The 3975-nt window shown below is 38.4% G+C and carries 4 protein-coding genes and 1 pseudogene; 2 read left to right on the forward strand and 3 right to left on the reverse strand.

Annotation, left to right across the window (positions count from 1 at the left end):
- Both H5993_RS08870 and H5993_RS08875 read left to right on the forward strand, forming a co-directional pair.
- Positions 1–660: IS30 family transposase (locus H5993_RS08870; RefSeq protein WP_239458068.1), on the forward strand; the 660-nt coding region annotated here is incomplete at its 5' end.
- A gap of 46 nt (positions 661–706) precedes the next feature.
- Positions 707–1051, forward strand: coding sequence for a VOC family protein (locus tag H5993_RS08875; protein WP_239458069.1), 345 nt, complete (start codon positions 707–709; stop codon positions 1049–1051).
- A gap of 113 nt (positions 1052–1164) precedes the next feature.
- Here H5993_RS08875 and H5993_RS08880 read toward each other — a convergent pair whose 3' ends face one another.
- The 3 genes and pseudogenes from H5993_RS08880 to H5993_RS08890 form a co-directional block, all read right to left on the reverse strand.
- On the reverse strand, positions 1165–2028 hold the full coding sequence (locus H5993_RS08880) for a GRP family sugar transporter (protein ID WP_172467919.1): 864 nt from the start codon (positions 2026–2028) through the stop codon (positions 1165–1167).
- 242 nt (positions 2029–2270) lie between these two features.
- Positions 2271–3443 (reverse strand): iron-containing alcohol dehydrogenase, encoded by a 1173-nt coding sequence (locus H5993_RS08885; RefSeq protein WP_003675528.1) that lies wholly within the window; start codon positions 3441–3443, stop codon positions 2271–2273.
- Positions 3444–3661: 218 nt separating this feature from the next.
- Positions 3662–3898, reverse strand: a pseudogene (locus H5993_RS08890) (NADPH-dependent FMN reductase); the annotation flags it as partial.
- Positions 3899–3975 lie beyond the last annotated feature (77 nt).

Genomic DNA, 3975 nt, shown 5'->3' on the forward strand with positions numbered 1-3975 from the left:
ATTAATGATGGTGTATTCCGTACGTCTAACTTGGACCTTTTTGAGAAAACTAAACGTAAACACCATCAATCTCATCCGCAAGCTAAAAGGTGCTTAGGGCCTAATATTGCTCAACGACCTCAAACTGCGGACCAACGGTCCGAAATTGGCCATTGGGAACTAGATACAGTTCAGGGACAGAAAAACGGTAATGACAGTGTTGTACTAGTAATGACTGATCGCCTTTCACGAGTTAATATCACGAGTAAGATTGCTGGTAAAACTGCGCATGCAGTAAATCAGTTCTTTATAAATTTACGCCAGAAAATGGGCACAGATGCTTACTATCGCATCTTTAAGACAATAACCTCTGACAACGGTTCAGAATTTAGTGAGTTAACACAAGTTCACGATCATGTTTTCTATGCTGATCCGTATTCCCCTTGGGAACGTGGATCCAATGAGATCAATAACCGGTTTCTCCGCAAGGAGATTACCAAAGGTGAAGCTATAAATAACTATAGTAGTGCTCAGATCATAGCGACTAATGATTGGATGAATCACTATCCACGAGCTATGTTTAATGGACATTCGTCAATGGATATCTATCGTAAGGCCTTCTACCAAGAGATATCACAGCTCCATCAACCAATAATCAATTGGTCAGTATTATTTATTTGAGTCCAGTGGCTAACTTATTCTTGAAATTTAGGAACTTGTTAATCATTTGCCTGCCCCATTCTTTATTCAATGGAGTGAAGATGATGATAAACGTCGCGAAGACCTAAAGAAACAGGGATTAATCAAATTCCACCCAGCTGGCGACCTCTTTGTTAAACAAGCTATCTTTAATGTTAGCGACCCAGAAGAAGCAGCTAAGCAATGGTCAGCCCTCTTACAAGCAGAAGTAGTGAGCGAGGGTGATACCTATACAATCAATATTGGAAATAAGCAACTTGTCTTCACGGCTGGCGTTGAAAACCGATTATTTAAACTTATCTTTCACGGCGCAAAGCAACCTGAAAAACTCCAACTTGGACAAATTAGGTTTGATCTACTTGATAAGAAATAGCACAATATAACCTGGGAAATAATATAAGACTAAAAAACGCGTAAAATCGGTTAAAAAGCTGATTTTGCGCGTTTCCTCTCTCATTTATTGATATTACCTAAAATCTTCAATAATTAATTAGCAATTACTGTTAAAATACTACCAATTACAATTAGGATAATTCCAACTACTGTATATATCATTTCTCGCTTGGTCTTGGTTTCATGCAAAAGTAGGATACCACCAAATGTTGAAATAATAACATTCATTTGACCAAAAATTGAAGCAGTCACTACTCCAAGAGCTTTACCAACAAAAACATAGGCAAAGTTACCAATCCCCCATGAAAGTCCTCCTAAAATATTTAAGTATTGTTCTTTTTGCTTAAATGCTTTAGCGTTACCCGAACAAATAGTATAAATTACTGAACCAAGTAAAATTCCTAATACTTCTGGTAGGAAAATACCCTGACTACTTTCATGAGCAACCTGTGGCATTTTAGGAAAAATCGAATAAGCACAGTAACCAATTGTTGTTACTAATAAAAATAATACCCACTTAGTCGAAACCTTTTTATCCGATGTTCCGTCCGAAATCGAGGTTAAAACAGCCCCAATAATTACAACTACACACGCTGTCAACCCAATACTTAATGCTCTGGCTCCTTGCCATTCATCAAAGAAAAAGATGCCGACAAACGACGTCATAACTAACACAAATGCTGAAGAAAGGGGCATCGTATTTGAAACTCCCATATGTTTAAACGAGATGAACTGACCAACCTGTCCAATTGTCCATAAACAACCGATCGCTAGCGAGAACCAAAAAGCAGTTACACTGACGGTTGGTTTTGTTATCAAACATGCAATAATTCCCACAATTGAAGCTCCAGCACCGATTCCAAACATTTGATTAACTGGTGAACCACCAATTTTACCAGTAATTAATGGCATCGCACCCCAACCAATTGCTGGAATTAAAGCAAGTAAATATATCATTTTCTCTTTTCCTCTTATTCTCTCTTAGAATAATTTTTATTATAGTTCCAAAAGAATACGCTTGCAAGTAACTTTGTGAAAAAATTCAAAATATTAAGAATTAAAAGTAGACAAAAAAAGAGGGGGACAGAATTAGCTTGGCTAGTTCATAGTCCCACCTCCGTAAGGTTGGCTGGCAGTTTAATACGTAAAACAGTAAAGAGACTGAGCTGATTTCCAGCCTCTTTGTGTTTATTTAATTATTAGTAGATGCCATCGTAAGCCTTTTGATAAAGCTTTACAATATCTTCAACAGTACCCTTACGTGGGTTAGAGAAGGCATTACCATCCTTGAGGGCATTCTTAGCCATCATTTCAAAGTCTTCTGGCTTAGCACCGATTTCCTTGATTGATGATGGAATACCAACAAGCCGGCACATTTCACGCATACCGTCAATTGACTTTTGAGCGGCTTCGTAAAGGGTAAGACCAGTAGTATCAAAGCCCATTACCTTAGCCAATTCAGCAAACCGTTCTGGACATGCGATTAAGTTATATTCTTCAACAGTGGTCAAGAGCAAGGCACAGCAAACACCATGAGGAGCATCATATTGACCACCGAGTTGGTGAGCCATTGCGTGAACATAACCTAAGTTGGCATTATTGAAGGCCATTCCGGCAAGCATTTCAGCTTCAACCATCTTAGTCCGTGCTTCAATATTGTGACCATTAGCAACTACTTCTGGTAAAGCAGTTTGAATTAATTGAATAGCTTCTTTACATTGACTATCAGTAATTGGGTTATGGTCAACAGAAACGTATGGTTCAATAGCTTGAACAAACGCATCACAACCAGTAGCAGCAGTAATGTTCTTTGGAATATCAAGCATCAACATTGGATCGTTGAATGATACCAATGGAATGTTACGCCATGAAACAACAACAAACTTCAAATGAGTCTTTTCGTTAGTAATAACAGCGTGACGAGTCAATTCAGAACCAGTTCCGGCAGTAGTGTTAACAGCCATCAATGGTGGAAGTGGATTCTTCAACGTTTCAATTCCGGCAAGCTTGGAAATATCATCACCGTTAGTCAAAACAATACCGATACCCTTACCACAGTCGTGAGCAGAACCCCCACCAACAGTGATAATTGAGTCACAGTTTTCATCTTGGTACATCTTTTTACCAGCTTGAACGTTCCGGATCTTAGGGTTAGGTTCAGCGCCAGTAAATACGGCATAGTCAACGCCAGCCTTTTCCAATGAAGCAATGGTTTGCTTTACAGGACCATTGTCAATCTTGGATAAACCTTCAGTAGTAACAATCAATGGTTTATGCATATTGAGCATCTTTGCACGATCCCCAATCTTGGCAATAACACCAGGACCAAAGAAGTTAACGCTTGGCATTAAGAAATCAAATTGTCTATTCATTAAAAATACCCTCCTCATGGCATTTTAATACGATTCCATTATCATGCAAGCGTTTTATTTTTGCAATAGAAACATTTTGATTTTTTGTTCATTATCGCCCAATTTGTAATAATAATCTTGCCTAATCTGCTACAATATCACGATGTTTGTCATAATATTCACAAATTGAACCAATTTTATATTAATGTCCTACAATAATTTGCTACTTTAATCACAAACTAGCTTAACTCATTTTCAAAAGCAGTCATTAATAACGCTGCTTGCGTATTATAAGTATTCAACTTCCGATCAGCAGTCGCAGTTGAATCATCCGGCATCAAGTTAATTTGTAAATCAACAGGAAGCGCCGCCATCTTTAAGCCGGTTACGACCAATTTCATTGCAATCTGTGCTTGCGAGCCGCCATGTCCACCGAATGTTACTAAACTAACCGGTTTTCCTTGCCATTCTTTTCCGGTGGATTATAGAATGAAGTTAGCCACCTAATTGGTGGTAAATGCAAAAACGCCATTCGGCGTGACATCAGGTATCA

This window comes from Limosilactobacillus alvi, from assembly GCF_016900115.1.
Taxonomy (GTDB): domain Bacteria; phylum Bacillota; class Bacilli; order Lactobacillales; family Lactobacillaceae; genus Limosilactobacillus; species Limosilactobacillus alvi.